We start from the raw sequence: 1,898 nt of genomic DNA on the forward strand, positions 1-1,898 counted from the left end.
TAAGTTATTTCTAGGAGGATGGACAGACTGGATCTGGCGTAGGTGGCTGGGATGCTCCCTCTGCTACTAGCCAAACTTGCCCCGTTTCATCCCGATGCCATCCTTGAAACTCCCTAGGCATCGCTGGGGATTGCTCATATAGTGCTGAGGAGCGATCGCTCTGGGCTGGATCGTCAACGTTGGGGGAGCGATCGTCCTCCGCCCAATCGACGATCACCGCTGCATTCCCTCGATAGGTATCCGGTGTGGTAGGAACGCCGCCCCGCCCGGTGACGTAGAATGCCCCGACCTGCCCCGACCCTAACCCGGGACATTCTTGGGTGACTAAATCCTCCGCATTCACCAACGCAGTCGGCAATTCATTTAAGCCGCGAATTGGATCCACATTGAGTTCATTGATAGTCACAATGCCATTCACGCCAAACTCTGAGCTAGCCGTGATGTCATTGGTTTCCGGAACATCCGGTCGTTCGGCAATATCTTGGAGATTAATAGGCCGCACGATGCGGATATTGCCACCATCTCCATCAAAGGCCTGGGCACGGATGTTGTTGTCATTAAAAGGAATGGCAAAGATCGCCCGTTGAATATCAAACTCAATATTGCCGCCGTCTCCGCCACCTAGAATCCTCCCAGCACTGGTGGAGATATCACTGGCATTGGCCAAAATTAGAAAGTCTGTTCCTGTCAAGAACAAATTGCCGCCATCTCCGGAGCCGGTTTCTGCATTAATAAAGGAGCGATCGGTGACGATAAACAAATCATTGACAACCAAAAACAGGTCGCCGGCTACCGCATCCGGTTCCACCGCCAAGGTGGTGATGCCCGACCCATTGCTGGCTATAAAAGAACCCCCTGCCCCAATGCCAATCTCGCCGCCATCTCCCTGGGCTCCTTCGTTCGCCAAACTGAGAATAAAGCTACCATTTTGCAGAAGCAAATCACTGGCCGTCGCGACAACAATATCGCCAGCCTGACCGACCCCATTGGTACTAGTGTTAATCACAGCACCGTTCGCAAGAATCAGCGTATCTTGACCCAGGATACGAATCTGGCCGCCTTGACCCACGGCATCTTCTCCAACAGCGCTGTCAATGCGAGAGTTATCGATGACGATCGCACCATTGGAGAGCACCACGATCGCCCCTGCTGGCCCTCGGGAGAAAGTGCTGCTGTTCAATGATCCACCATTGGTCATTACTAAACCATTGGTTTCAACCGCAATACCGCCAGCCCGCCCCACGCCATTTTGGAAGACCGCGCTAGAGAGGCGCGCCCCATCACTCACCTCAACCGTCCCCGATTGAATCAGCACCCGACCCGCTGCTCCCCGTCCATCCGTGCCGCTTTCCACCGATGACCCCCCAGTGACCCGCAGGGCCGAGCTACCAATCAATACCCCGCCGGCTTGGCCTCTGCCATTGGTCAACACATTACTATCCAAGACGCTGCCGCTCTCCACCGTCACATTGGGCGATAGCACATACAGCAAACCGCCATTACCTTGACCATTGGTGCTGGTGCTGACTTGGGCACCCTCGGAAACCGTGACGGCATCCCCAGAAATCAGCAAAACTGAGCCGAAAAGAATATCAATCGGGTCGTCGGCATTGGTGTCGTCCAGACGAGCGATCGCCTCAAAAATGTCTTCCGTATTGCCGGTTGCTCCAGGGTTCAGCCGATTACGCACCCCTGTACCGGTTCCGCTAATCGTCATCCTGTCTGTGCTCACGAGCACCACATTTCCTGCAAGGCTGCGGGACGTCCCCACAGCTTGTTGTCCTTCGTCTCGGCCGCAAAAGGACGATGCTCCCAAACCACCACAAATATTACTGCCGCTCAAGATGCTCAGATTAGCAGCAGTAATAGATAGATCACCCCGCCCTGCTCCGGTCACG

General features: G+C 54.7%; 1 protein-coding gene. It reads right to left on the reverse strand.

What is annotated here, in order from left to right:
• Positions 1 to 10 precede the first annotated feature (10 nt).
• Positions 11 to 1,898: S-layer family protein (locus V6D20_23425; protein ID HEY9818730.1), on the reverse strand; the 1,888-nt coding region annotated here is incomplete at its 5' end.

It is taken from the genome of Candidatus Obscuribacterales bacterium, from assembly GCA_036703605.1.
Lineage (GTDB): Bacteria > Cyanobacteriota > Cyanobacteriia > RECH01 > RECH01 > RECH01.